The organism is Pseudomonas sp. NFACC02 (genome assembly GCF_900110765.1).
GTDB lineage: Bacteria > Pseudomonadota > Gammaproteobacteria > Pseudomonadales > Pseudomonadaceae > Aquipseudomonas.
On record NZ_FOEO01000047.1, the window covers coordinates 15,820 to 42,087 of the forward strand.

Sequence of the window (26,268 nt, forward strand, 5' to 3'; positions counted from 1 at the left end):
TCGCTTAGAACGAGCGTGGCAGTTCGAGCAAGTGCTCGGCGACGTAGGAAAGAATCAGGTTGGTGGAGATCGGTGCGACCTGGTACAGACGGGTCTCGCGGAATTTCCGCTCCACGTCGTATTCGCAGGCAAAACCGAAACCGCCGTGGGTCTGCAGACAGGCGTTGGCCGCTTCCCACGACGCCTTCGCCGCGAGGTACTTGGCCATGTTGGCGCTGGCACCGGCGTTCTTGCCGCTGTCGTATTCCTCGCAGGCACGCCAGCGCATCAGGTCGGCGGCTTCGATCTCGATGTGAGCCTCGGCGATCGGGAACTGCACGCCCTGGTTCTGCCCGATCGGGCGACCAAACACCACGCGGTCGCGGGCGTAGGCCGCGGATTTTTCAATGAACCAGCGACCGTCGCCGATGCACTCGGCGGCGATCAGCGTGCGCTCCGCGTTCAGACCGTCGAGGATGTACTTGAAGCCCTTGCCCTCTTCGCCAATCAGGCTGTCGGCCGGCAGTTCAAGGTTGTCGAAGAACAGCTCGTTGGTTTCGTGGTTGACCATGTTGGCGATGGGCTGAACGGTGAGGCCTTTGCCAATGGCCTCACGCAGGTCGACCAGGAAGATCGACATGCCTTCGGATTTCTTTTTCACCTCAGCCAGCGGCGTGGTGCGCGCCAGCAGGATCATCAGGTCGGAATGCTGAATGCGCGAGATCCAGACCTTCTGGCCATTGATCACGTATTTGTCGCCCTGCTTCACGGCGGTGGTCTTGATCTTGGTGGTGTCAGTCCCGGTAGTCGGCTCGGTGACACCCATCGATTGCAGACGCAGTTCACCGCTGGCGAGCTTGGGCAAGTAAAAGCGCTTCTGCTCCTCGCTGCCATGCCGCAACAGGGTGAACATGTTGTACATCTGGCCGTGTACGGTGCCGGAATTGCCACCGCAGGCGTTCACCTCTTCAAGAATGACCGACGCTTCGGCCAGGCCCAGCCCTGAGCCGCCGTATTCCTCCGGGATCATCGCCGACAGCCAGCCTGCGTCGGTCAATGCCTTGACGAAGGCTTCGGGGAAGCCTTTTTCTTCGTCGATCTTGCGCCAGTATTCAGCCGAAAACTCGGCACACAGGGCGCGAACGCCCTCGCGGATGGCATTCAGTTCTTCGGTGTTGTAAGACATGGTGGCTCCTCGTAGGGGCACCCGCAACGCTGGCGGGCACATGGACAAATTGGTCGAAATACATGTCGGTGTGTTGGCACAGGCCGCTGTCGTTGTTCCCACAATTGCGCGATGCGCGCGCGGGTGTGCCAGCCGCACGCATGAAAAACATCCGGGGAATACAGGCCAGCAGGTTGGCGCGTACGAACCTCCTTTGCAGTCGTGCGCGCATCATGCAAGGGGACTTAGTCGCGAGGAATTCGCTTTTGCGGAAGACCGGTTGAGCAAAAGGCTAATGAGTTCGTCAGCGCTCTTCAGCATGTTCGACAGGGCTCATTAGCCCGTGCGAAAGGTGGTCTTTCGCGATCCAAAATTGCCGGGGTACCGAGTGACCGCCCATGCTCGTCGCATTGGTCACTATCGAGGTTTGACTGCAATGAAAGACGCGCTGATCGTTTCCCCTCTACGCACGCCGATTGGCAAGTTCGGTGGTAGCCTGTCTCCGCTCACCGCCGATCAGTTGGCGGCGTACATGATCCAGCGGTTGCTGGCGCGGGTCCCCGTGCCGCCGCAGACACTGGATGAGGTGATCGTCGCGCAGTCCTATTCCTCCAGCGAAGCTCCCTGCATGGGACGATACGCGGCGCTGGCCGCCGGGTTGCCGATCGAAGTGCCGGGCTACACGCTCGACCGGCGTTGCGGCTCCGGCCTGCAGGCGGTCATTGACGCTTCCCAGCAGATCAAGACCGGTCATGCCGATGCCGTGCTGGTCGTAGGTGTCGAAAGCATGAGTAACATCGAGTACTACAGCACTGACATGCGCTGGGGCGCACGGGCAGGCAGTGTGCGCTTTCATGATCGACTGGAGCGTGGCCGCGAGCGCTCCCAGCCCGTGGAACGTTTCGGGCACATTTCAGGTATGCCGGAAACCGCGGACAACCTGGCCAGTGACTATGGCATCACCCGGGAAGAGGCTGACAACTTTGCCGTGCGCAGTCATTTGAACGCCGCTGCCGCCTGGCGCGAAGGTCGTTTTGCCGATGAGGTAATCGCCCTCGATGTGCCGGGCAAGCGCAACAGTGTCACCCGAGTGGAAATGGATGAAGGTATTCGTGAAGATGCCAGCCTGGAAAGCATGAGCAAATTGCGATTGCTGCGTCCGGAAGGCGTTTGCACCGCCGGCAACTCCAGCCAGCAAAACGATGCAGCGTCGGTCTGCCTGGTGGTCTCGCCGGAATACGCGGGCCGTCATGGACTGACGCCCATGGCACGCCTGGTGGACTGGGCCGCTTCGGGGTGCGATCCCTCGCGCATGGGAATCGGTCCAGTGCCTGCGACCGCCAAGCTGCTGGCTCGCACAGGACTGACACTGGATGATATGGACTTGATCGAGGTCAATGAAGCCTTTGCGGCACAGGCGCTGGCTGTGCTCAAAGCGTGGGGCCTCAAAGATTTCGCCCGGGTCAACGTCAATGGTTCAGGCATCTCCCTCGGTCACCCCATCGGTGCTACAGGCGTGCGCATCATGACGACGTTGCTGCATGAGTTACGGCGTCGGGAAGGCCGTTATGGGCTGGAAACCATGTGCATCGGGGGAGGGCAGGGGTTGGCGGCCCTGTTCGAGCGGGTCTGATCCGCTCCCGGGTGCCGACATGTTAAGGGACGCCTAAGGGGCTCTTAGCGATAAACCAAAGGCGTCGGCCGTGTCTGGCGCAGATAATCCAGAGAAGTCGGCGATTCGCCGCACTCTGACAAGAACTGATGAGGTGTAAAGCGATGATGCAGTCCCGCATGATCGGCGACATTAAGGTAACCCGCATTCTCGAGTACGCAGGTCCGACGCACGATCCGGCTTTTCTATTCCCGAAAATGGAGGAGGGTGTGTTGCAGGAGAACCGTGACCTGATGGCGCCGAACCATTGGATCGAGCACATGAACAAGCTGCTGGTGACCATTCAGTTCTGGGTGGTACACGCCGGTAGCAACATCATCGTCATCGACACCGGCGTCGGCAACCTGAAGCCGCGTCCGGGCATCGCACGCATGAACATGCTGAACACGCTGGTGCGAGAGTGGATGATTGCAGCTGGCGCCCCTCCTGAAAAAGTGACCCATGTGGTCGTTACCCATTTGCATTCGGACCATGTCGGCTGGAACACCACCTGGCAGGACGGGCGCTGGGTGCCCACATTTCAAAACGCGACCTATCACTTTCCCAAGGATGACTTCGACTTTTGCCACCAAGGCAAGAACAAGGAAGCGGGGGTCATCGACGTTTTCGGCGAATCGTTCTTCGACAGCGTCATGCCGATCGTCAACGAAGGGTTGGCAAAAATGATGGTGCCGGGCGAGGAGATCGCCGATTGCCTGCAAGTCGAAGCGGCCCCTGGCCACAGCCCTGGCCAGGTCGCATTCCGTGTGCGTTCGCAGAAGGAGGAAGGCGTTTTCTGCGGCGACATCCTGCACAGCCCGATTCAGATCGTGCGCCCGGACATCAACTCTGGCTACTGCATCTGGGAAGACGTTGCACGCAACACGCGTCTTGAGTTTCTCAATCGTGCCGCCGACAGTGAGGCGTTGATCATGCCCGTACACTTCGGCGAACCGCACTGTGGATTCATCCGTCGCCAAGGGGAGGGATTCGCGTTCGAGCCTTCACACTGGCGCTAAGTCGAATGGCCCGACGGCGATTGCCAAGCGTTGCCGTCGGGGCCATCGAGCAATCGAGCAATCGGGAAACGACGGCGGTCCTAGTCATGCGCAGAGGCTGCGGGTACAGTTCGTTTTCATCGTCAAGAATGTCCTCATGATGGCAATGCATTTCGATATCACTGATTTCCGCCTGTTCATCAATATCGCGGAGACCAGCAGTCTGACGCGCGGTGCCGAGCGTTCCTTCCTCTCCGTACCTGCTGCCAGCAACCGCGTCAAAAACCTCGAAGAAAACCTCGGGATGCGCTTGCTCGAACGTTCGCCCCAAGGCGTGACTCTGACCAATGCCGGAAAGACCTACCTCCAGCATGCGAGAGTCATTCTGTCGCAACTGACGATGCTGACCGGCGATCTTCAGCAGTACACCGACGGGCTCAAAGGTCAGTTGCGGCTGCAAGCCAACACCACAGCCGTAACCGAATACTTGCCCTCCGTGCTGGGCGATTACCTGATCAGCCATCCTGACGTGCATATCGACATGCGGGAGCGGCTCAGCGACGACATCGTTCGGGCGGTGCGCGATGGCAGCACCGATCTGGGCATCGTCTCCGGCAGCGTGGTGACCGACGGCTTGCAAAGTGTACCGATCGTCTCCAGTCGCCTGATGATCATCGCACCTGTAGGCCACCCCATCCTTGCGCAAGGCGAAGTCTTCTTCAAGGATGCGCTGAGTTTCGCATTCGTCTCTTTGCTGGAAGGCAGTGCGATCAATGTCTTCCTGAGCCGCGCAGCAGCAGCACTGCATTTGCCATGGACTATTCGCGTACAGGTAGCCAGTTCAGACGCCATCTTCCGGATGGTGGAGGCGGGCGCTGGCATCGCGATCGTGCCCCAGGCCAGTTACGATCGGCTGAAGGATCGACAAGCGATCGGCGCCTGCCAATTGCTCGATCCTTGGGCCGTGCGAACGTTCCAGTTGTGCGCCCAGGATTTCGACGGCCTTTCGACGTTCGCCCGCGAGTTCGCCGACTGCCTGATCGAGCGCTATCGGATCGTCTGACCCACCCGTACCTGCGTTATTTTCCCGCCCTCAAGGGTGCTTCGTGCTGCCCGAACACTCGCTCGCGCCTTCTTTAATCGAGGGTTAATCCGCTCTTTCGAAGTGCGAAATTGTACCCCCCGGACGGCGGTGGCACTCTCAATCGCAAGCAGCCCGCGTGTTGCGCGGCAACCAGTCGTGTGTCTGGTCACAAGAACGAGAAAGGATGTGTAGCGATGATCAATAAGTTGCTGTCGAGCGCTGCCGAGGCGCTGGCGGACATTCCTGATGGAGCCGTCGTGGCCGTGGGCGGTTTCGGCGGGGCTGGCATGCCCGATGACTTGATCCAGGCATTGATCGCCCATGGGGCTCGTGACCTTACGCTAGTCAGCAACAACGCAGGGCAGGGCGACACGGGGCTCGCTGCGTTGCTCAAGTCGGGCCAAGTGCGCAAGATCCAATGCTCATACCCGCGCATGGTGGGGTCGCATGTGTTCGAAGAGCTGTATCGCGCCGGCCAGATCGAACTGGAAATCGTGCCACAGGGAAATCTCGCAGAACGCCTGCGTGCCGCCGGTTGCGGCATCGGTGGGTTCTACACGCCTACGGGCTACGGCACGTTGCTGGCGGAGGGTAAGGAAACGCGGCTGATTGACGGGCGTCACTACGTCTTCGAATCGCCGATTCACGTCGACTATGCCTTGATCAACGCCGAAGCGGGGGACCGCTGGGGCAATCTCGTCTACCGCAAAACGGCACGCAACTTCAGCCCAGTCATGGCCATGGCGGCGCGTAACACGATCGCCTCCGTAGGCCGGGTCGTGGAGCTGGGTGAGCTTGATCCTGAGCATGTCGTCACGCCGGGCATTTTCGTCAAACACATCGTCCAGCGCCCTGCGGTGGCGGTGGCCCAGCAGGTGGGGTGAGCCATGGACAAAGAAACTCGCAACGCGATGGCCGCCCGAGTGGCGCGCGATATCCCGGAAGGGGCATACGTCAACCTCGGTATAGGCCTGCCTACGCTGGTAGCCAATCATCTGCCAGAGGACAAGGACATTTTTCTGCACAGCGAAAACGGCGTGCTGGGTCGCTGGGTCGCAGCGCCTGCGGGCGAAGAAGACTGGGACATGATCAACGCTGGCAAGGAACCCATCAAACCCGCACCGGGTGTGGTGTTCTTTCACCATGCCGATTCATTCGGAATGATGCGCGGTGGGCATCTGGATATTTGCGTGCTTGGGGCATTTCAGGTGGCCGCCAACGGTGATCTTGCCAACTGGCACACCGGCGCGCCGGATGCGATTCCGGCCGTGGGCGGGGCGATGGATCTGGCGATTGGAGCCAAGCGCATTTACGTGATGATGGATCACTTGAGCAAGGACGGGCAGAGCAAGTTTCTGTCGGCGTGTACCTATCCGCTCACCGGGTTGGGCTGTGTCAGTCGGGTCTACACGGATCTGGCGACGCTGGAATTGACCGAGGACGGCGTGAAGGTTCTGGAGCTGGTGGGTGACATCACCGCCGAGCGTTTGCAGCAACTGACGCCTGTGCCGCTGGATTTCAGCGCCCTTGTCCTGCCTTCGACCGCTGCCTGACGGAGCGCTGCCTGTGGCGTTGTACGGTGCGCGACCCTATTGGGATCAGCGCGAGCTGACCGAGCTGTTGGCTTTGGAAGTGGACGGCCCCGGCCGCTTTCGCAGCCATGTCTGCGACGTTGACGTCCATGGCTGCGTCTATGGCGGACAACTGCTAGGGCAAACAGTGTGGGCGGCGGCGCAAGGCGTTCGCGGCCAGACGCCGCGCGTGCTGCAAATGTCCCTGCTACACGATGCGCGTCTTCGGGAGGCCATTGAATACAGTGTGGAAAGCCTGCAGGACACTGAACGTTTTTCCCATCGACATGTTTACGGTGTCCAAGGCACCGGCCTGATTTTCAGCGCCAGTGTGGCCTTCCAGCAGATCGAGGTCGGCCTTGATCAGTCATTTCCGCTGGATCTGAACATGCCTGCCCCGGACTGCCTTCCGGGCATGGATCAATGGCTCAGCGGTGATCCACAGCGCTGTCGGCCGTTCCAGCTTCGCGTAACCGAACACCCGGTGCTTGATGTCCGGCCAGTGCCAGTCAAGAACCTTCGGCGTCGGCGCTCGGCAAACAGTGATGTCGGCTATTGGGTACGGCTCATTGAGCCGCTTCCTTATGACCCTTTGCTGCATCATGCGGCATTGGCATACCTCTCTGACTGTTGGCTGGCGCCACAGCGTGCTTCGCCGCTTGGGGGCGCGAACTCCTGGCAGCAGGGCGCTGCCGGCAAACTCAATCACAGCCTCTGGTTTCACAGCACTGAAATCAATGCCAACGAGTGGTTGTTGTTTCTCGGCGATCCCGTACGCAGTCGGACTGGAAGAGACCTTGCGACGACGCGTATCTACCAACGCAGCGGAAAGCTGGTGGCGTCCATGGCGCAGGAAATATTGACGACCGTTCGCTCTTGAAGCCGCGTTCAAGAAAACGAAAGGGTCACTTTCATAACGGCAAATGGGCGGCGGCCCAAAACTGAAGCATGCTGCAGGTGCCGATGAAATGTTGAGCCCGTGGCGCCAGAGGACGCCCTGCGCCCGCTGCGTCCAGACGCTGACTAATAACAAGAAGGAAATGCATGATGTTCGATTGGTACAGGACCGGTTCGCCGCGCGAACGCAAGACTTTCTGGGCATGCTTTTCCGGCTGGGCGCTGGATTCGTATGACATGCAGATGTTCAGTTTCCTGCTGCCTACGATCATCGCACTTTGGGGGTTGACCAAGGCTGAGGCAGGTATGGTCGGGACCGCCGCCCTGCTGTCGGCTGCCGTAGGCGGTTGGATTGCCGGTATCCTCAGCGACCGTTATGGCCGGGTCCGCATCCTGATCTTCGCCATTATCTGGTTCACTTTCTTCGGCGTCGTAGCGGGCTTCGCGCAGAATTTTACCCAGTTGCTCATCGCCCGAACCCTCCAGGGCTTCGGATTCGGCGGCGAATGGGCCGTGGGCGCCGCGTTGATGGCGGAAGTCATCAACCCGAAAAACCGTGGCCGCGCGATGGGTTTCGTGCAATCCGGTTTTTCGCTGGGTTGGTCGGGCGCAGTGTTGATCATTACCGTTATTCTGGCCTCGTTCCCCCCTGAACTGGCGTGGCGTATCGCGTTTTGGTTTGGCGTGATCCCGGCGTTGGTGGTGCTGTATATCCGCCGCCACATTCAGGACTCGGATGCGTTCGTGCAGGCGATCTCAAGCCCAGCGCCCAAAGCGTCGATATCGACGGTGTTCAAGCCGCAGTATGTCAAGCTGACGACCCTTTCGAGCATTCTAGTGATCGGCCTGCAGGCAGGCAGCTATGTCATTCTGGTCTGGATACCTTCGCTGCTTAAGGAGCGTGGTGTCGAGTCAGGTTCGCTGATTGCCACCATCCTGATCATGGCCGCGGGCTGCTTTGCAGGATTTGCCATGACAGCGTATCTAGCCGACAAACTGGGTCGCCGCCCGACTCTGATCCTGCTGTCGCTGCTGTCCTGGGTCGTCACCGTTACCTACATGCTCATTGCGCTCAATCCGCTGATCACTCACGTCATGGGTTTTCTTGTGGGATTTGCTGCCATTGGCATGTATGCCGCGCTCGGCCCGTTCCTGAGCGAGCTTTTTCCCACTCATGTGCGTACCACGTGCATGGGATTCTCCTACAACGTCGGTAAGTCGCTCGGTGCGACGGCCATCACTGGCGTGGGGCTGCTGTCAGGCCAGGTCGGGCTGGCTCAGGCCATTGGCATTTTCTGTCTGGGCGCTTATGCCATTTCCGTGATTGCATTGCTGCTGCTGCCGGAAACGAAAGGCATCAGCATCGAGGAACTGGATGCCCACGTCCCGCACACATCGTTTACCGACACCCCATCTTCCAAAACCCCGAAGACGGCTTGATTGCCGCTCCTGCGGACAGCCATAGAGGCCCCTATGATTCGTATCCTTTACCTGTTGGTTAAGCCAGAGAGCATGACTCACGAGCAATTCGAGAAGGAGTGCGCCGTTCATTTCCAGATGTCGGCCGGCATGCCGGGCCTGCACAAGTACGAAGTGCGTCTGGTCGACAAAAACCCGACCGACACTCATGTGCCTTACCTGGACGTAGGTCGCATCGACGCGATCGGCGAGTGCTGGTTCGAGAGTGAGGCGGCGTATCAGGTCTACATGGACTCGGACATTCGCAAGGCCTGGTTCGAGCACGGCAAATACTTCATTGGAAAACTTAAACCGTTCGTGACCCGGGATGTGGTCTAGGCCTCGGCCCGAGAACGAACACAGCGTTTTAAAGACGACACTCAGGAGCACACCATGCTTTATTGCGTAGAAATGACCGTAAACATTCCTCGGGACATCCCGGCCGACCAGGTCGAACAAATCAAGGTTGCCGAGAAAGCACGCGCTGTCGAGCTGCAGAAGGCAGGAAAATGGCCGCACCTGTGGCGCGTAGTGGGCAAGTATTCGAACGTCAGCATCCTTGACGTTGACAGCAATGACGAGCTGCATGACGTGTTATCGAGCCTGCCGTTGTTTCCCTACATGACGATTCAGGTCACGCCACTGGCCAAGCACCCTTCGTCGATTTTCTGATGTGCATGGCGGCCCCATTGGGCCGCCTTACTCTAATGAGCCCTCAATGATCGGGGCCTGTCGTGCTCCGTGACGGGCTCTTTCCACGAGCGCTACACATGCCTCTCGAACTCGATCCCGACGCACCCGATTTTTCCGGCCTGATTCGCGCCGGCGCCACTGTCTTGTGGGGACAGGCGAACGCCGAACCCGTTACGTTGAGTCGCGCGCTCATGGCCCAACGGCACGATTTTCAGCGTCTGCGCGTCATGCTGGGCATCGCCGGAAGCGATACCTGTCGCCCCGAGCACGCCGACGCTGTGGACTTCTTCGCCTATTGCGGGGCTGGCAGCAATCGCGCGATGGCCGATGCCGGGGTCCTGGACATCATGCCGATCCATTACTCGGAAATGGCGAGCCTGTTGCACAGCGGCAAATTGCATATTGATGTGCTGATGTTGCAACTGTCGCCGCCTGACGAACGAGGTCGACACAGCCTGAGCCTGGCAAACGAATACCTCGTTGCCGCGCTTCAACACGCCAGTGTTGTCATCGGCGAAATCAATGCACAAGCGCCCTGGACTCATGGCGAACGCACGCTGAGCCTGGCGGACCTCGACGCAGTCATTTACACGGACTGCAGTCCCCTGACCAGCGCCAATGCCGGTATTCGTCCAGTCGACACAGACATTGCCCGGCACATCGCAACGCTTGTCGAAGATGGCTCGACCCTGCAGACCGGTATTGGCGCCATTCCCGATGCCGTGCTCAGCGCGCTGACGGACCACCATCACTTAGGCGTTCACTCCGGCAGCATTGGCGACAGTACGATGCGCTTGATGCAGCAAGGCGTAATCGACAATTCGCGCAAAACCCGCGATGTCGGCGTCAGCGTCGGCGGTATTCTGATGGGCAGTCAGGCGCTCCATCAATTCGCTGACCACAATCCATTGATCCAGTTGCGCTCGACCGCTTACACCCATAATGCTCACGTTCTGGCAAGTCTCGACCGGCTAGTGGCGATCAATTCGGCCGTGGAGGTCGACTTGACGGGCCAGATCAATTCGGAGTCTGCCTCTGGGAGCTATCTAGGTGCGGTTGGCGGAGCACTGGATTTCATTCGGGGGGCGCACCACTCACGAGGTGGCCTGCCGATCATTGCCTTGCCATCGTGTGCCGGATCGAGGAGTCGGATCGTCGCCCGGCTCAGTGGCCCGGTGACCATACCGCGCAGCGATGCGGGACTGATCGTCACAGAACACGGCGTCGCCGATCTGCGGGGGCTTACGATCAAACAGCGGGTACGCCGGATGCTCGACATTGCCTCACCGCAGCATCGGTCGGAACTCGAACAAGCGTGGTCGACCCATGGGGTAGCGGGTCAATAAATGCTTGCGAAAGAGACCTGGGCGTCCGCGAACGACAAGGCCCCATCATCGAAGGGGCCTTGTGCACGGGCGCTACGGGGAAAAGATCCGCGGCAATTGAAGCATCACTGCCCCATGCGAGGACGATGACTGCGCTGTTCATCCTCTGCGCTTTGCGCAACCTGCAGTTGAAAATCGAACGTCAGTTCTGCAAACGGCCGCCCATCGAGCCCACGCGCCCTGGAAGCTTCGCCGCTGTCGTTGATGAGCGCTTCGCCCACCAAACCTGGGCGGGTGGCATAGGCAAAGTCATCCCAAAGGTAGGCATCACCCGCCAGGTTGATCTGACTCGTCAGGTGGCGATAACCACTAGCGCAGACGAATACGTGGATGTGCGCCGGACGTTGCCCGTGACGACCGATCGCACTCAGGCATTCTTGCGCTGGACCGTCGGGATCGAGACCGTATCCGCTCGGGATGATGCTGCGCGCACGATAACGGCCCTCGGTATCTGTTTCGATACGCCGGCGCAGGTTGAACGCCGATTGGCTCTGATCGAAAAATGAATAGGTGCCCTTGGTGTTCGCGTGCCATAGGTCAACGACCGCACCCGCGATGGGCCTGCCAGCCGGGTCACGTACCACACCTTCGATGAACAGCGGCGTGGCAACGTCGTCTTCACTTCCGTCGTCCATGCGCGCCTCACCCTTGCTCAAGGGCGCGTTCGCCACGTAGAGCGGGCCTTCGATGGTTCTCGGCGTACCGCCCGTGAGACCCGCCTGCGCATCCTTGGCGTCCTGCAGCAGATCGATGAAGTGCTCCAGACTCAGGCCGGGCAGTAACAAGCCAAACTCGGTGTGTTTGCCGACACGGTTCATCAGGTCAACCGCAATCCAGAATTCGTCCTCGGTGACTTCAAGGTCTTCGATGACCTTGGCGGCATCGGTGATCAGACGAAGCATAATTTGCTTGAGGCGGGGGCTGCCCTGGTCGTTGTTGAAGCCGGCGGCTTCCTTGAAGAGCGCCTGAACCTCGAGCGTGTGGCTGATTTTTACGGTCATGTTTCGATACCTCGTTTTTATTGTAGGGGCGGCGTTCGTTACGGGCGACGGAACCGCGCCAGGCGGTCTTCGTCCAGACTCAGGCCAAGGCCCGGTGTGTTGGGAACGTGCAGTTCAAAGTCACGGTAGACGGGCGGTTCGGTGACAATTTCTTCGGTCAGTAGGAGAGGGCCAAACAGCTCGGTCCCCCACAGCAATTTCTTTAGAGTAAGAAAGGCATGGGCCGAGGCGAGCGTTCCAATGGTGCCCTCCAGCATCGTTGCTCCATAGAGCGAAATGCCCGCCGCCTCTGCGATCTGGGCAGTGCGCAAGACAGCGCGCGGCCCTCCATTTTTAGCAATCTTCAACGCGAAAACGCTGGCTGCTCCGTCGGCCGCCAGACTGAAAGCATCTTCAACCGACTCGATGGATTCATCGGCCATGATCGGCGTGGGGCTGCGCTGATTGAGCCGAACCTGACCAGGGCGATTGATCCGCGAGAGGGGCTGTTCAATCAAGTCGATGCCGTTGTCACCCAGCACCTGGCAACCGCGAATCGCCTGTGATTCGTCCCAGTACTGATTAACGTCCACGCGCACGCTGGCGCGGTCGCCCAGTGCACGCTTGATCGCCACCACGTGTTTGAGGTCTTGCTCAAGCGGATTCGCCCCGATTTTCACTTTAAAAATGCGATGGCGACGCTGATCGAGCCGATTTTCCGCCTCGGCGATATCTTTGGCCGTATCGCCACTGGCGAGGACCCAACCCACCTCGACGCTGTCACGCATGCGGCCTCCCAACAACTCACTGACCGCCAAACCACGTCGTTTGCCCAATGCGTCGAGAAGCGCCGTTTCCAGCCCGGACTTGGCAAACGTATTGCCTTTGGCGACTCGATCCAGGCATTGCATGGCGGCGTTGACGTTGTCGGCGTCCATGCCCACCAGAGCAGGCGCCAGATGCGTGTCGATGTTCGCCTTGATGCTTTCCGGGCTCTCATACGCATAAGAGAGTCCGCCTACGGTGGTCGACTCACCCAGACCTTCCACCCCATCGCTGCACCGCAGACGGATGATGACCAGGGTCTGTTGCGAGATCGTGTGCATGGCCAGTTTGTGCGGGCGCAGGGTGGGCAGATCGACGAGGATTGCTTCGATGCTTTCGATGGTTGCAGAGGTCATTGTCGGTTCCATAGCCAAGGTACAACGGCAAGTCGAGGAGACAGCGTTCAAAGGTCAGGCGACTGCACCCAAAGCCTCGGGTCGAGGCCTTCTCGCGTCTGGGAAACCTGGTGTAGCTGCAGGTGCGCTGTGCTGCGGTAGCGAATACTTTCTCCAGCGGGGCGTGAGCGCAGGAGGAGGCGAGACAGGTTCAAGCGGGCCCGATCGAGCAGAACAGGAAGGTCAATGTGCCGCATGGGAGGGAGACTCTTTTCGTTTTTATTGAGCCGAGGGCGCGATCGTGGCGCGCCCTCGGGGACAGCCCCAGCCGGTCAGGACGCGGCCAGTTGGTGCTCCCAACCGAGTCGCGCGTGCGCCTCGGCGACATCGGTTGCGGGGTCGTGCTGCCAGAGCCAGTCGAAACGGGTCTCCAGCTTTGCCGCCAGTACCTTTTCGTCCGCGGCGGCCTCCGGATCGCGCATTTCGTACAGCTCGCCTGCCTGAGTAGACGTGCGCTGAACTTTGCATGCGCGTGGACGGCGCAATGCGTCGTAGCTCGCCAGAACAGCGTCGAGGTTTTCCGGGGTCAGACGTGGATCACCCAGCAAACGCGCGAGGAAATACGCGTCTTCCAACCCTTGGCCGGCGCCAGCGCCCTGATGCGGCAACATGGCATGGGCTGCATCGCCGATGAGGACCACCCGGTTGTGGACATAACCGGGCAATTCAGCGAGGTCGTGCAGCGCCCAATAGGTCGGCTCTACAATGCATTCGAGCAAGGTGCGAGCGGCTTCACCCCAACCCGAGAAATCGTTCAGCATCTGGGCCTGAGTGGTTTTACGCACCCAAGGCTCCGTGGCGGGCCACTGCGGCGAATCGGTGGAGCGGTCGGAGAGGAAAGCCACCACGTTAATGATGCGGCCTTTTTTGACCGGGAACGTGAGGATGTGACCGTCTTTGGCCAGGTACATTTGTGGGACGTCTACGAGGTGAGTGTCCAGCCCCTTGGCACGATATGCCTCTCGCAAAGTCTCGCTGTCGATCATGCCGCGATAAGCACAGGTACCCGTGAAGCGAGGTTCAGCCGGTTCCGCACCAATGCCCTTGAGTACGTGGTTACGAATCACCGACTTTACACCGTCTGCGGCGATCAACAGGTCGCACCGGTAGTCAGTACCGTCGGCGAACATCACGCGGGCTTCGTTGCCATTCTGTTCGACCCCGACGGCGCGTTTGTCGAACTGGGCGATGCCGGCGGGCAGGTGTGTGGTGAGAACATCCAGAAAGTCCGCGCGATGCACAGACGATTGTCCTACACCTGGCATCAGGGTAGTTGCAAGGTGTCTGGCTTCGCCTTCACCGTAGCGCCATTCGAACCAGACATCGTCCCAAGGAGCAGGGGTGCGGTCTTCGACTTTACGGTAGGCGTCACCAATGCCCAGACCGTCCAGCGCCCGTACCGAGTTGGCGCCGAAAGCGACACCGGCGCCGACCTCGCCGAAGGCGGGTGCCGCTTCGAACAACTGGATATCAAGGTTGCCGTTGCGTGCAAGGTCCAGGGCGAGAGCGACGCCCGATATGCCTCCGCCAACGATGCCGACACGCAAGACAGGTTTGGAGCTGTGATTAGACATTGCAGTTACCCATGCAGAAATTCTTGTTGTGGAATTCATCATGGGTTTGCCACTGACATTGATAAATGCAGTGATCGATATAACGGATATAACGACGATGAATACTACTCTGGAGTATGCTCAGGACTCGCAGTCAGGACGATGATCGATGGAATTGCATGACCTGGACATGAACCTTCTCGTGGTGTTTAACCAACTGCTGCTTGACAGGCGTGTCTCCACTGCAGCGGAGAGTCTGGGGTTGACCCAGCCCGCAGTGAGCAACTCCCTCAAGCGGCTGCGGACGATTCTTGGCGACGAGCTCTTTGTGCGGACGTATCACGGCATGCAGCCTACGCCTTATGCCGAGCAACTGGCCGGGCCTGTCTTGCAGGCCATGGATACCTTGCGCGATGCCCTGAGTCGCGGCAACACGTTCGATCCTTCGTCCAGCACGCGTACGTTCAAGGTGGTGATGACCGATATCGGCGAGATCCACCTGATTCCTCGATTGATGGATGAGCTGGCCCGCGTGGCGCCAGGCTGTGTGATCAGTACCGTGCGTGAAAGCCAGATGGGATTGAATGAAGACCTTCAAAACGGCACGGTCGATCTGGCGATCGGCTTGATTCCGCAACTTCGCGCAGGCTTCTTTCAGCGGCGATTGATGCGTCAGCACTATGTTTGCCTGTGCCGCAAGGATCATCCTGCAACTCGCCAGCCCTTCTCCCTGGAACAGTTCAGTGCCTACGACCATGTGCGGGTGGTGGCGGCCAACACCGGGCATGGGGAAGCGGATGTGCTGATGACGCGCCTGGGCATCAAGCGTTCGATACGTTTGGAGGTGCCACATTTCACTGCGGTGGGTCACATCCTGGAGCGCACCGACCTGCTGGCCACTGTGCCCGAGCGATTTGCCTCGGTCAGCCAGAAGCACTTCGGCCTGACGACGCTGCCGCACCCCGTACCCTTTCCCGAATTTTCGGTGAACATGCTGTGGCATGCCCGGTATCACCGGGATCCGGCCAATCGCTGGCTGAGACAGCTGCTGTTCGATCTGTTCTCTGAGGCATGAAGGTCCCATGACCCTGCCAAGGTCGTTTTTTCCAGGCGCGCTCAAGGCCTGCCGCCTCTGATTCCCTGCTTGGCTCTCCTCGCGCGCACTGCTCCTCTCCTTGAACCGCCGTCATTTTCTCTGCTGCCTCGGACGCCCTGCGCTTGCGCAACTCGAAGATGGAACGCAGTCCTATCCCACCTCGTGTACCTCCTATCAGTTTCACAACTACTTATGAATCACTGTGGCTGTTTGTTCTTGGCGAAGGCGGGGCCTAACGTAGCGACCAACAAGGCCTGCGTACATGCACGTCACAATAACAACAAGAGAACATCCCAATGTCTTCTATCACCATCGGTATGGTGGGGATCGGCCAACTCGGGCTTCCCATCGCTAGAAATTTGCTTGTCGCAGGGTTCCGCGTGGTGGGCTATCGCCGTCGTGACCGCGCCGCGTTCGTTGACCTCGGAGGGATTGCCCTAGCGTCACCGGCAGAGGTCGCCCTGCAATCCGACTTTATCCTGACCTGTCTGCCCGGCGAAGCCTCTCAACTGGAGATCATGGAGGGACCCGACGGGCTCCTGTCTGCACTGCGACCCGGTCACACCGTGATCGAAATGGGCACCTACCAGCGCAGCTTCAAGCAAGCGATGGCGCAGCGCATCGAAAGCAAAGGAGCCCGGGTGCTCGAAGCGGAGGTCAGCGGATCGCCACCTCTGGTGCTGGCGCGCAAGGCTTCGCTCTTTCTCGGTGGCGACGAGTCACTGATCCAGGACTGCCAGCCCGTGCTCAGCGCCATCGCCGATATCCAGTTCCGGATAGGGGAGTTCGGCTGTGCGGTGGCCATGAAACTGATTGCTAACTATTTGCTGACCATTCACACCCTGGCCGCTGCCGAAGCATTGAATCTCGGCGTCAAGGCGGGCTTCAGCGCCGACAAGGTGGTTGAAGTCATTAGCAAAAGTGCAGGCAATTCAATGATGTTCACGGTGCGCGCACCAATGATGGCGGCCCGCGCATTCAAGCCGGCCCCGGGCCCACTGGTCACCCTCGAAAAATACCTGGAAATGGCGGGCGAGCTCTCGGAGCGTCTGGGCTGCGCGTCGCCGCTGTTCGATGTCGCGCAATCCTATTTCAAGCGTGCCCGCGAGTTGGGCATGGATGAGGAAGACATTTCGGCGGTGATCAAGCTCATCGAAGCCGATTCGAAATGATTTGACCTAAACCCTTTTCGTGTACGTCCCCCTACAAGAGAGAACGACATGCTTATCGAGCAACGGACCTATTACCTGAAGCCTGGCGCCCTGCATGACTTCCTGCGCATCTACGAGGAAGAAGGCCTTCGGTTGCAAAGCGAAGCGTGGGGCAACCTCATCGCTTACCTGAAGCCCGAGACCGGCGACGTCAACCGCGTCATCCACCTTTGGGGCTTTTCCAGTTTCGAGGATCGCGCCCAGCGTCGTGCGGTGCTGTCGGGCAATCCAAAGTGGCGCGAATTCCTCGGCAAAGCCGGGCACCTGGTTACCGCCCAACATGCCGAGCTGTTGAGCGGCGCACCGTTTTCTCCGATCAAGTAAGGGGACACGTTCATGATTCGTTTTCTTCATCATGTCGGGCTGTCAGTACCGGACCTGGAAATCGGTCGTGCGTTCTATGAAACGTTCGGGCTCGAAGCGCGGGTTTCCGGCCAGCATTTGGTGCTGCGTTGCAAAGGCCGCCCACAGGACCAGATCCGCCTGATGCCGGGCAGCGTCAAACGCCTGAGTTACGTGGCCTACGGCACTGATGCCGAAGGTCTCAAGCAAATCCGCAAGAACCTCAAGAAGCACAATGTCGCGTTGCAGAATGCACCGTTCGATATCGATTCCGAGGGGCTGTGGTTTCAGGACCCGAGCAGCGATTGGGTGCATGTGTGCGAAGGCGTAGAGTCACCCGCGCTGCCTCGTCCTACTCCGGATGTCAACACATATGGTCGCTATCGCCGTATCGGTGAACGCGCCTGCGACCTGGCATCCTCGTCTCGTCAGGCATCGCCGCTGCGCTTGGGTCACTTGATCAAATTCAGCCCGGACGTTGACCGCTCCGTAGCTTTCTATACCCAGGTTCTGGGTATGAAGGTATCCGACAAGGCTGCAGATATTCTGGCGTTCCTGCGCTTCGGCTGTGGTGGCGATCATCACGCACTTGGCTTGGCCAAGAGTTCTCACAGCGGCCTGCATCACCTGAGCTTCGAAGTCATGGACATCGACGAGATCGAACTGGGTGCGCAAAATCTGATAGCCAAGGGCTACACCAACGCCTTCGGCCTCGGTCGACACGTTGGCGGGTCGAACTACTTTCACTACATCCGTGACCCATGGAACAGCCTGGTCGAATACTTCTGGGACATCGATGTGGTGCCCGAAGACGACAGCGACTGGGTGGTGTTGAACGCGTCCGGTCCTCACGAACTCGCCGCCGTCTGGGCGGTGAGCCCTCCTCAGGAAGATTTTGCGCAGAATTATGAAGCGCCTGCCGATGCCGCGTCCCCAGCGCTGCTCGAGGCGCTGGCCAATGGCTGAACTGACGACTGAAAAAGACCTGCTCGCAGGCATGCTGAATAAGCCGCTGTTCGTCGCGTTTCGCAGCCCGCGCAATCTCACGCGCATGTCTGAGCTGCTGGGCGCCCACCTGCAATGGGCGATCGGCGCTCAGAATCGAGGCGAGCTGTTCGCCTCGGGGCCTTTCGTGTCGGACCAGTACAGCCCGGGACAGTTGGGCGGCATGAGCATCCTGCGTGCTTCGAGTCAGGAGGAGGCCGAGCGACTGGTTCAGGCCGATCCTTTCATAGCCAACGGCGTATTCGGTGTTGAAGTGCGCAAATGGATGCTCATGGAGGGAGGTCTCACGGTTCACGTGACCTTCTCCGACAAACGCGCTTCGCTTCTTTGAGGGTGGTACATGAAATACCAACTTTTCGCTTATCAGTCGAACTTGTCAGTGCCTGCTACGGGCGTACTGATCGACGGACGCGCCTATGATTTGAGCCCGGTCGCTCTTGCAGCCTCCCTTGCGCTCTCGGACATGGCAATCGATGCACTGCTCGAAGACTGGAGCCATGCCAACGAGCAGCTTCAGGCACTGACGGACCGCATCGTTGGTGATCCTGCTGCATTTCAGGCCGAGGTGCTGGATCTCGAAACCCTTGAGTGGGCGCCGCCATTACAGCGTCCCGGCGCCATTTATGCCGCAGGTGCGAACTACCGCGATCACGTGGCCGCCATGGCACGGGCGTTCAACATGAATCTGTCTCTGGACCCGCGCAGCGACGGCATCGCGCCCTGGCACTTCATCAAGGCCGGACGCGGCACCCTGTCGGCTCACAAGCAGATCGTGCAGATGCCTGAGGGAACGCAGAAGCTGGATTGGGAAGCCGAACTGGCTGTGGTGATTGGCCGTCGGGCTTACCGGGTTAATAAGGACAAGGCGTTGGACTACGTGGCCGGTTACACCTGTGCCAACGACCTGTCATCGCGGGACAGCCTGGTACGTGCCAATGTCGACGCCAGCTCGCCGTTTCGCTTCGACTGGATAGGGCACAAGGTCTTCAACGGGGGATGCCCGTTGGGTCCATATTTCACACCGGCGCAATTCGTCACAGACCCCGAGAACCTCGGCATCAAGCTGTGGCGCAATGGCAAGCTGGAGCAGGACTCCAATACGTCCAACCACCTCTATGGCATCGCCGATCAGATCGAGTACCTGACTCAACGGGTGGAGTTGTTTCCCGGTGACATTCTGTTGACCGGAACCCCCGCAGGCGTTGGCATGGAAAAAGGTGTTTTCCTGGCCCGCGGCGACGCCCTGAAAGTCTGGATCGATGGACTCGGCGAGTTGGACACGATCATCGCCTGACCCTCTTGCGCCCCCCGACCGGTCAGGTCGGCGGTCATCACATCGACCGATGCTCACTCCCGTGACAGGGAGGGGCGTCGTTCACTCCGAAACAGGCAATCCCCGCACACACGAACGCTAGAAGCCATAACAAGAAGGTACGAGGAAATGAGGCGATCAGCCCGACTCTCCTATACACACGCATGCCCCGTGACTGCCGCACTGCTCGCCGGCGTGCTGCTCAATGCCACGTCAGCCCACGCGACGGAAGGCGGGGGCAGTGGGTACCCCGTCGGCGTCAACACCGTCCAGTCAGGGCGGCTTCCACCGCCGGGACTGACCACGTTCTACTACTTGAGCGAATACAGTGCTGATGCAACCCGTGACAGCAGCGGCCATGACAAGCCTGGCATTCATCGTTTCGATCTGGACGTGAAGGCGTTGTCGATCCGGGTGGATTATGTCTACTCGGACCTCACGTTGTTTGGCGCCAAAGTGGAAAGTCGCTTCGCCTTGCCATTGGTCAAAGGCGACATCAGTTTCGATGTGGACACACCCAAAGGGCGTATACGTCGTACCGAACACCAGGATGGCATGGGAGACGTGACCCTCGCGCCGCTCATCTTGAGCTGGAGTACGCCACGGTTCCACCAATTGCTCGGCGTGGACATCGTCACGCCAGTAGGCTCTTACGACAAGGACAGACTCTTCAACCCTGGGCGCAATACATGGTCGTTCGGTCCGTGGTACGCATTCACCGCTTACCCGATCGAGAACCTCGAAATCAGCTCCAAGATGGTCTACTTCATCAACAAAAAAAACAACGCGACCCGCTACCGTTCCGGCAACGAATTCAATGCCGATTACAACATCGGCTACAACCTGAGCCGGGAATGGCAGGTGGGGGTCAACGGGTACTATTACAAGCAGACGAGCGATGACGAGCAGTACGGAGAAACCGTGGGTGACGGAAACCGCGGACAGGTATTTGCATTCGGGCCTGCGGTGAAATATCAGGTACAGGGCTACGGCTTTGCCATGAAATGGCAGCGTGAAATGAAAGTAGAAAACCGGTCAGAGGGTGACCGGTTGTGGTTGCAGGCGGTTTACCGATTTTGACGTATCAACGACCGGTTGGGCCCTGACCCTGGTCGTGTCGAACAGGGTCAGGCCTGGACGAGCCATCAAACCGTGTGCATTTCGTAAGGGACTTGCGCGGGTTTGGCCTCAAGTAATTGACGCGCGGAATCCGCAATCATCACCACGCCCCCGGCCAGCATGAGTACGTCCTTGAGCACCAGGCGTCCGCCGCCGGAGAGGTAAGGAAATCCAAAATTGGCGTCACCCAGACTCGACACCCAAGCTTCCGGCGTAGTGATCAAAAATGACAGCGTCACTAGCGGGGTGAGGAAGGCCAGGATCGAGCCGGCCATGCCCAAGCGTCTGGAAAATGCATACGACAGGACCAGCAGACCGATCAGAATTTCGACCGTACCCAGGCCGTCAGAGAAGGCGTAGGTATGGTTCTCCGTCTGCCATTGGCGCTTGACCGGATCGAGCTGTCCTTCGTGGGTCAGGTGCTCTTTGTATTCCTGTGGATGTTCATAGAAGAACGACATGAAAGGGCTGTTGGCCACGAACGGTGTAATGCTGTCGGCTTCGTAGGGCACGAACTTCAGTGCGCCGATCCAGATGAAGATAATGGCGACGCCAATGCGTATGAGGTGGATACCCAGTTTATCGAGGCGGGTTGCCCTATGGAGCAAGGTATCGGTGAGGCTTTTTTGATGAGTCATGATCTGAGTTCCAGTGGTTGGGTGTGGTACTCAGAATAAAAGTCGCGCGCTTTGGCTTCGTTCGTGATCGGCCCGGTTTTTTGTCCAATCGTCTCAATCGTGTTTTTTGGAGGATAGCTCAGTGAAAGCAGCGTATTACGACCGTCTGGGGCCCGCCGCCGAGGTGCTGCGCGTTGGGGAACTCGACACTCCGTCACCGGGGCCGGGGGAAGTCAGAGTGCGCGTCGCGGTGTCCGGACTGAACCCCAGCGACATCAAAGGGCGCAGTGGCTTCAAGGGTGCAATGCCCTATGACCGGATCATTCCACATCAGGATGGAGCCGGCGTTGTCGATGCAGTGGGAGAGGGCGTCTCCCGCACGAGGATCGGCGAACGGGTCTGGGTCTTCGAAGCCCAGACGGGGAAGGCCTTCGGAACGGCGGCGGAGTACGTGGTTGTGCCGACCGATCGCGCCATTCCGCTCGCGGATGAGGTCAGCTTCGAGCAGGGGGCAAGTCTGGGGGTCGCCGCGCTGACTGCGCACCGGTGTCTGTTCGCGGACGGCGCGTTGTCAGGGTGTCGGGTCCTTGTGCATGGAGGCGCCGGAGTGGTTGGCTACAGCGCAATACAACTGGCGAAGTGGGCCGGCGCCTGGGTCGTGACGACTATCCGACACGAACAGGACCGGGAAACCGCTGAGCGGTCAGGCGCAGATCTGGTCGTGAATCTGCGTGAAGAAGACCTGCCTTCCCGGCTCATGGCCGCGACTGCCAACGTCGGCGTCGACCGCATCGTTGATGTCGACCTGAGAAGCAATCTGGAACTCGACATGGCCTGTCTGGCGCAGGGGGGCACGGTGAGTGCCTACTCCGTCGAAACCCCCGACGCGACTCTGTCCATTCCAGTGCTGAAAGCGATGGTCAAGGGCTGGTCGTTCCGGTTTGTCCTCGTTTACACAATGCCGGACGAGGCCAAGCGTTCCGCAATACGGGACATTACGCGGTGTCTCGCCGCAGGGGGGTACAAGGCATTCGTGGGTCAAGTGTTTGCGCTGGAAGATGTTGACCTGGCCCATGATGCGCTGGAAGCTCGCCGGGTGAAGGGACACATGCTCATCCGTGTCGGGAGCGTGTGACGCAAGGGACAATCGCAATTGGGAGGCCGGTCCTGATCAGCGATCCAGACCGGCCTGGGCGTTTCGTCGATCAGGCCCTGGACGCGACGTAGCTCGCGTAAAGGTTGCCGTAGAAAGGCAGGTGCTCGCCCATGATACCGGCCAGCGTTTGGCCGCTCTCATGACGCCAGTCGGCCTGCATTTCGGCGGCTACGGCAACCCAGGTCATCGGCACGACGCCGGCTTGAACCATGCGCGCGATCGCCACCTCTTGCACGAGCTTGTTCCAGGTCCCGGAAGCATCGATCACAGCGTAAACCTCGTACCCCGCCTTGATGGCCGAGAGCGCGACGAACGCGACGCAGACTTCGGTCGATACGCCCGCGATGATCAACTTGCGGCGACCGGTCTTCTTGACCGCAGCGACCATATCCTCGTTATCCCACGCATTGATTTCGCCAGGTCGATGAATAATAGATGCGTCTGGCAATGTTTGCGTGATGACAGGCAGGACAGGCCCGTTAGGACCGTCAGCCGCACTGGTCGTGATGACGCTCGGTAGCTTGAAGGTTTTTGCCAACTTGGCCAAAGCCGAGACCGCTGCCATGTATTCGGGAAGGCTTTGATCGTGTATGCCGTTGGAAAGCCCGGTTTGGTGGTCAACGAAAAGGACAGCTGCGTTATCGGCGCTAAGACGGTCGTAGCTCATGAAATGCTCCTGGTTGGAAGGGAACGGCCTCCTGTAGTCGAATGCGTCCCGTAGAAGCGCTCGCCTGCGGAGGGTGGGGGGTCGGTGACACGGATCAGAGGGGCGACAATCGTCCCATTTCGCCTGCGACGTATCGCGAATAGGCGGCCTGAAGCCCCGCCTGGTCGTTCATGATGAAGGGGCCGTGCGTGGCCACCGGCTCATTCGCATCCACGCCAGAAAGGAACAGCAGATGAGCACCTTGATGTGTGGTTATACTCACGCTTTCGTTCACGGCGTCATGGGACAAGGCAATAGCCTGGTGCGCGTCGAGACGATGTCTTTCGCCAGCGCCCTCAACGTCAACAGTTCCCGAAAGCACATAGAACATGACGTTATGCCGTTCCGGAAGATCCAGTGAAAAGCGGGAACTGAGGCGCATGTCAAAAAAATTGAAGGACTCGGCAGGCTGAATGGGGCCTGTTACGCCATCAAGGGCTCCGGCCAGGACCTTGATCCTGGCGGCGTCAGTGATGATGCAAGGCACCTGATCGGCGGGGGCGTGGAACACGTCCGGTGCAAGTGCCTTGTTGGCTTGGGACAGGTTGACGAACAGCTGCAGGCCATGCACCTCAACGCCCGGCACAGCAGGTTGTTCGTCGTGTACCATGCCAAAAGCCGCTTGGCTCCAGACCATGGCGCCCGGCTCGATCACGATGTCGTGGCCGAGGGAGTCTCGATTGCGCAGCTCACCCGCCGAGTCTTCGAACAGATAGGACACCGCAGAAAAACCGGCATGGGGGTGAGGAGGGAACGTCGGACCCGAGGTCCGAAAATGGTCGAACCCCATGATGGGCGCAGCCAAACCGTGCATCGCGTTGACGTTCAGGCGGTGTGCGGTGAAATGGGAACTGAACGCCGAGTGCGATGCTGATGTGAGCGGGGAAAACGTTATAGACATTCCACATATCCTGCTTTGGCAGCCTGATGCCTGAGTCATGAGTCGCATGTTAGGCCACATCCCGATCATCGATAAGGTGGCCCGATCACCCTAGACTGTTGCGGGACAGCACTAATGTTAGAAGACCTCAATGACCTTCAGTTTTTCGTCCTCGTGGTGCGGCACAACGGATTTACGGCTGCCGCCAAAGCGTCAGGCATCGAAAAAACCCGCCTCAGCCGACGTATTGCGGTTCTTGAATCTAGACTAGGCGTTCGGCTTTTGCACCGCAGCACTCGACAGATTTCGCTGACGGAGGCTGGCCTTCAGTTCTACGCGCAGTGCCGCGTGGTCGTGGAAGGAGCAAATGGAGCCTTCGATAGCGTGGCCAATCTGCAGCTCGAGCCTACGGGACTGGTCAGGTTCAGTTGTCCTCAGGTCATGGCAGAATCCTATCTTTCGCCGATCTTGCCTGCCTATCTTGCTGCGCATCCGAAGGTGCGCCTTGAGCTCGATGCGTCTGACCGGGCCGTGAATCTGGTTGAGGAGGGATTTGATCTGGCGCTTCGTGCACGGTCGCAGATCGAGGACGCTTGTGGGTTGGTGGCCAGACGGCTCGGCACGGCTCGGCGGGTTCTGGTCGCCAGTCCTTCATTTCTCGCGCGGCACGGTCACCCCGCCTCACTGGAAGCGCTCGCGACACTCGATACGCTGTGCCGCCCAAGCGAAGTTCAGGACGGGAAGGGCAGGTGGACTCTGCATAACGGCACTGAACAACGCCAGCTCATTCACACGCCTCGAATGCTGATGGATGGTTTGAGGATGCAGTTGGAGGCGGCCGTCAACGGTCTTGGCATGGCATTGCTGCCTGAATCCATTGCCTCGCTCGCTATCCAGCGTCACCAACTGCAACTTGCGTCGGAGGTCTGGACGGGAGCTGCGCACGTGGTCCATCTGTTGTATCCCACACCCAGGGGTATGCTGCCTTCGGTTCGAAGCCTGATCGACTATCTGTCGATCCATCTCCCCGCCAGCATCCAGGAGCGCAGCATCGATGTTTGACCTTTTCTCAAAGCGCGATTCAAAAGGCTGAAAGCGTCTGCCGCGCGAGGGTTTCAAACGAAATCGACGCAGTGCTCTGGTAAGCGTTTCGTCTCTTCAACAGCGCGGCCGTGCGCTGCGGCGGGAGATCGGCAAAGTCGATCTTCCTGATCGAGCTTTCAGCGCTGGCGGTGGCTTCTGGCAGCACGGTCGCGAGTCGCGCATGCCGCACGATCTCCAGCAAAGCATTCACCGAGCTGGCTTCCAGGACGACGTTCGGCTTGACGCCGTGAGCGTGACAATAGTCATCGATACAGGTGCGCGTGATGAAGTTCGATGTAAGTAAAGCGAGTGGCAGCGTCGCCAGCTCTGCGGTGGTCAGCGCTGCCTCTCGAGCGTAAAGCGTATGGCCTTGACCTACCATCACCGCCAGCCTTTCGGTATAGAGCGCCGACCATTCAATATCCGGGTTCCACACATCGCTGAACGCAATGGCGATATCGAGCGAGTCTTCCGCCAGCCCCGCTTCGATATCACGCATCGACAGTTCAAAAACCTCCAGATGGATGCGAGGGTATTCGGCGAGAAAATCACGCACCAACGGGCCGGCCAAATAGGCCATGAAGGTCGGTGTCATGGCCACTCGCAAGTTGCCCCGGGAAAGATCCTTGACGTCATGGATCGCCCGTTTTCCTGCCTCCAGATCCCGCAGTACACGCCGCGCATATTCGACATACACCGCACCGGCGTCTGTCGTCTGAACGGTGCGTCCACCACGATCGAGCAGCTCTGCGCCCAGTGACTCTTCAAGCTGTTTGATCTGCTGCGACAACGTCGGTTGAGAGACGTAAAGCGCCTGAGCCGCACGAGTGAAATTGCCGTGATCGACAACGGCCAGCAGATAACGCAAATGGCGCAGAAGCATGGAGGCTAACCTATAGGCTGGACTTATGAAAAGTATTGCATATGCGTCTTGGAACGAATAGCGCGTCTCGGTCATGATCAATCTCACGGCAGCTCACGACACCCGCGCTGCTCAACCTTATCTATGCACCGGAGTGACCGACATGACCCAGTCCAATGCTTACCAGGATCCAACCCTTGCCCTGACCGCCAAAGTGCTCGACATCAAGGCTAAAAAAGGCCTGA

27 protein-coding genes are annotated in these 26,268 nt (G+C 59.2%); 19 read left to right on the forward strand and 8 right to left on the reverse strand.

What is annotated here, in order from left to right; translation table 11 throughout:
- Positions 1 to 4 precede the first annotated feature (4 nt).
- A complete protein-coding gene (locus BMY73_RS24165; protein WP_092410272.1) occupies positions 5 to 1,165 on the reverse strand; it encodes an acyl-CoA dehydrogenase family protein in 1,161 nt (386 codons plus the stop codon).
- Positions 1,166 to 1,580: 415 nt separating this feature from the next.
- On the opposite strand from BMY73_RS24165, the gene BMY73_RS24170 reads away from it, so the two are divergent.
- The 10 genes from BMY73_RS24170 to BMY73_RS24215 all read left to right on the forward strand — a co-directional run bounded on the left by BMY73_RS24170 (position 1,581) and on the right by BMY73_RS24215 (position 10,842).
- Entirely contained in the window at positions 1,581 to 2,777 is a 1,197-nt protein-coding gene (locus tag BMY73_RS24170) for an acetyl-CoA C-acetyltransferase (protein WP_092410274.1), read from the forward strand.
- Positions 2,778 to 2,920: 143 nt separating this feature from the next.
- Positions 2,921 to 3,814 (forward strand): MBL fold metallo-hydrolase, encoded by an 894-nt coding sequence (locus BMY73_RS24175; protein ID WP_092410276.1) that lies wholly within the window; start codon positions 2,921 to 2,923, stop codon positions 3,812 to 3,814.
- 136 nt (positions 3,815 to 3,950) lie between these two features.
- Positions 3,951 to 4,856 carry a LysR family transcriptional regulator gene (locus BMY73_RS24180; protein ID WP_256571367.1) on the forward strand — a complete coding sequence of 302 codons (906 nt, stop codon included), beginning with the start codon at positions 3,951 to 3,953 and terminating at the stop codon, positions 4,854 to 4,856.
- A gap of 215 nt (positions 4,857 to 5,071) precedes the next feature.
- Entirely contained in the window at positions 5,072 to 5,761 is a 690-nt protein-coding gene (locus tag BMY73_RS24185) for a 3-oxoacid CoA-transferase subunit A (protein ID WP_092410278.1), read from the forward strand.
- 3 nt (positions 5,762 to 5,764) lie between these two features.
- Complete coding sequence (locus BMY73_RS24190; RefSeq protein WP_092410280.1) at positions 5,765 to 6,430, forward strand: 3-oxoacid CoA-transferase subunit B; 666 nt, start codon at positions 5,765 to 5,767, stop codon at positions 6,428 to 6,430.
- A gap of 13 nt (positions 6,431 to 6,443) precedes the next feature.
- On the forward strand, positions 6,444 to 7,328 hold the full coding sequence (locus BMY73_RS24195; protein ID WP_256571368.1) for an acyl-CoA thioesterase: 885 nt from the start codon (positions 6,444 to 6,446) through the stop codon (positions 7,326 to 7,328).
- Positions 7,329 to 7,495: 167 nt separating this feature from the next.
- On the forward strand, positions 7,496 to 8,785 hold the full coding sequence (locus tag BMY73_RS24200) for an MFS transporter (protein ID WP_092410282.1): 1,290 nt from the start codon (positions 7,496 to 7,498) through the stop codon (positions 8,783 to 8,785).
- 33 nt (positions 8,786 to 8,818) lie between these two features.
- Entirely contained in the window at positions 8,819 to 9,142 is a 324-nt protein-coding gene (locus tag BMY73_RS24205; protein ID WP_092410284.1) for a 4-carboxymethyl-4-methylbutenolide mutase MmlI, read from the forward strand.
- A 54-nt stretch (positions 9,143 to 9,196) separates the two neighbouring features.
- Positions 9,197 to 9,475 carry a muconolactone Delta-isomerase gene (catC, locus tag BMY73_RS24210; RefSeq protein WP_092410286.1) on the forward strand — a complete coding sequence of 93 codons (279 nt, stop codon included), beginning with the start codon at positions 9,197 to 9,199 and terminating at the stop codon, positions 9,473 to 9,475.
- Between the two features lie 98 nt (positions 9,476 to 9,573).
- Positions 9,574 to 10,842 carry an acetyl-CoA hydrolase/transferase family protein gene (locus tag BMY73_RS24215; protein ID WP_092410288.1) on the forward strand — a complete coding sequence of 423 codons (1,269 nt, stop codon included), beginning with the start codon at positions 9,574 to 9,576 and terminating at the stop codon, positions 10,840 to 10,842.
- A gap of 104 nt (positions 10,843 to 10,946) precedes the next feature.
- Here BMY73_RS24215 and catA read toward each other — a convergent pair whose 3' ends face one another.
- From catA to salA, 3 genes are all read right to left on the reverse strand, one after another.
- A complete protein-coding gene (gene catA, locus BMY73_RS24220; protein ID WP_092410290.1) occupies positions 10,947 to 11,882 on the reverse strand; it encodes a catechol 1,2-dioxygenase in 936 nt (311 codons plus the stop codon).
- Between the two features lie 38 nt (positions 11,883 to 11,920).
- A complete protein-coding gene (locus BMY73_RS24225) occupies positions 11,921 to 13,042 on the reverse strand; it encodes a muconate cycloisomerase family protein (protein ID WP_092410292.1) in 1,122 nt (373 codons plus the stop codon).
- A gap of 311 nt (positions 13,043 to 13,353) precedes the next feature.
- Entirely contained in the window at positions 13,354 to 14,655 is a 1,302-nt protein-coding gene (salA, locus tag BMY73_RS24230; protein ID WP_092410294.1) for a salicylate 1-monooxygenase, read from the reverse strand.
- 148 nt (positions 14,656 to 14,803) lie between these two features.
- Here salA and BMY73_RS24235 point away from each other — a divergent pair, with 148 nt between their 5' ends.
- The 7 genes from BMY73_RS24235 (at position 14,804) to BMY73_RS24265 (ending at position 20,680) form a co-directional block, all read left to right on the forward strand.
- Positions 14,804 to 15,709, forward strand: coding sequence for a LysR family transcriptional regulator (locus tag BMY73_RS24235; protein ID WP_092410296.1), 906 nt, complete (start codon positions 14,804 to 14,806; stop codon positions 15,707 to 15,709).
- Positions 15,710 to 16,026: 317 nt separating this feature from the next.
- Positions 16,027 to 16,902, forward strand: coding sequence for an NAD(P)-dependent oxidoreductase (locus tag BMY73_RS24240; protein ID WP_092410298.1), 876 nt, complete (start codon positions 16,027 to 16,029; stop codon positions 16,900 to 16,902).
- A gap of 48 nt (positions 16,903 to 16,950) precedes the next feature.
- Positions 16,951 to 17,265, forward strand: coding sequence for an NIPSNAP family protein (locus BMY73_RS24245; protein ID WP_092410300.1), 315 nt, complete (start codon positions 16,951 to 16,953; stop codon positions 17,263 to 17,265).
- A 12-nt stretch (positions 17,266 to 17,277) separates the two neighbouring features.
- Positions 17,278 to 18,249 (forward strand): VOC family protein, encoded by a 972-nt coding sequence (locus BMY73_RS24250; RefSeq protein ID WP_092410302.1) that lies wholly within the window; start codon positions 17,278 to 17,280, stop codon positions 18,247 to 18,249.
- Entirely contained in the window at positions 18,242 to 18,619 is a 378-nt protein-coding gene (locus BMY73_RS24255) for a YciI family protein (protein WP_092410304.1), read from the forward strand. The genes BMY73_RS24250 and BMY73_RS24255 overlap by 8 nt, the downstream gene beginning before the upstream one ends.
- 9 nt (positions 18,620 to 18,628) lie before the next feature.
- Entirely contained in the window at positions 18,629 to 19,582 is a 954-nt protein-coding gene (locus BMY73_RS24260) for a fumarylacetoacetate hydrolase family protein (RefSeq protein ID WP_092410306.1), read from the forward strand.
- 189 nt (positions 19,583 to 19,771) lie between these two features.
- Positions 19,772 to 20,680: a SphA family protein gene (locus tag BMY73_RS24265; RefSeq protein WP_256571369.1), complete on the forward strand. Its 909-nt coding sequence runs from the start codon at positions 19,772 to 19,774 to the stop codon at positions 20,678 to 20,680.
- A gap of 65 nt (positions 20,681 to 20,745) precedes the next feature.
- Here BMY73_RS24265 and rclC read toward each other — a convergent pair whose 3' ends face one another.
- Positions 20,746 to 21,357 (reverse strand): reactive chlorine resistance membrane protein RclC, encoded by a 612-nt coding sequence (gene rclC, locus BMY73_RS24270; protein WP_092410310.1) that lies wholly within the window; start codon positions 21,355 to 21,357, stop codon positions 20,746 to 20,748.
- 121 nt (positions 21,358 to 21,478) lie between these two features.
- Here rclC and BMY73_RS24275 point away from each other — a divergent pair, with 121 nt between their 5' ends.
- Positions 21,479 to 22,471: an NADPH:quinone reductase gene (locus BMY73_RS24275; protein WP_092410312.1), complete on the forward strand. Its 993-nt coding sequence runs from the start codon at positions 21,479 to 21,481 to the stop codon at positions 22,469 to 22,471.
- 70 nt (positions 22,472 to 22,541) lie between these two features.
- Here BMY73_RS24275 and BMY73_RS24280 read toward each other — a convergent pair whose 3' ends face one another.
- Both BMY73_RS24280 and BMY73_RS24285 read right to left on the reverse strand, forming a co-directional pair.
- Positions 22,542 to 23,159, reverse strand: coding sequence for an isochorismatase family protein (locus BMY73_RS24280; RefSeq protein WP_092410315.1), 618 nt, complete (start codon positions 23,157 to 23,159; stop codon positions 22,542 to 22,544).
- A 94-nt stretch (positions 23,160 to 23,253) separates the two neighbouring features.
- Positions 23,254 to 24,138, reverse strand: coding sequence for a pirin family protein (locus BMY73_RS24285; RefSeq protein ID WP_139214276.1), 885 nt, complete (start codon positions 24,136 to 24,138; stop codon positions 23,254 to 23,256).
- A gap of 75 nt (positions 24,139 to 24,213) precedes the next feature.
- Between BMY73_RS24285 and BMY73_RS24290 the strand changes: the two genes are divergently transcribed.
- On the forward strand, positions 24,214 to 25,140 hold the full coding sequence (locus tag BMY73_RS24290) for a LysR family transcriptional regulator (protein WP_092410319.1): 927 nt from the start codon (positions 24,214 to 24,216) through the stop codon (positions 25,138 to 25,140).
- A 19-nt stretch (positions 25,141 to 25,159) separates the two neighbouring features.
- On the opposite strand, the gene cynR is transcribed toward BMY73_RS24290, so the two are convergent.
- Positions 25,160 to 26,044 carry a transcriptional regulator CynR gene (gene cynR, locus BMY73_RS24295; RefSeq protein WP_092410321.1) on the reverse strand — a complete coding sequence of 295 codons (885 nt, stop codon included), beginning with the start codon at positions 26,042 to 26,044 and terminating at the stop codon, positions 25,160 to 25,162.
- Positions 26,045 to 26,268: the final 224 nt, after the last annotated feature.